This window comes from Aeromonas bivalvium (genome assembly GCF_000819765.1).
GTDB lineage: Bacteria > Pseudomonadota > Gammaproteobacteria > Enterobacterales > Aeromonadaceae > Aeromonas > Aeromonas bivalvium.
This window is the reverse complement of record NZ_CDBT01000004.1, coordinates 1-260: the sequence shown is the minus strand read 5'-3', so window position 1 is coordinate 260 and position 260 is coordinate 1. Positions and strand designations below refer to the sequence as shown.

General features: G+C 64.2%; 1 protein-coding gene. It reads right to left on the bottom strand.

Translation table 11 applies throughout. From position 1 onward, the window contains the following. Window positions 1-78 precede the first annotated feature (78 nt). Window positions 79-260: 3D domain-containing protein (locus BN1119_RS00260; protein ID WP_041992170.1), on the bottom strand; the 182-nt coding region annotated here is incomplete at its 5' end.

The following is a 260-nucleotide window of genomic DNA, read 5'->3' as shown; positions in this document are numbered from 1 at the left end:
GGGGTAAAAAAAACCGCCGAAAAACGGCGGTTTGATGGCATATCTATTACGTTGGGCCCCCATGGCGACGCCAGGGGCTCAGAGCCAGGGGGCCGCCGTCGGGCCATGGCCCAGACCCAGCTTCCAGACCCGGCCAAAGTGCTTGTAGTGACCGGCGGCCACACCGGCCTTCTCTCCCATGCCGTGGTAGAGATCCAGGTGACCGCGCTTGACGGCGCCACCGGTATCCAGGGCGATGAGCAGGCGCAGCTGATGCTTGC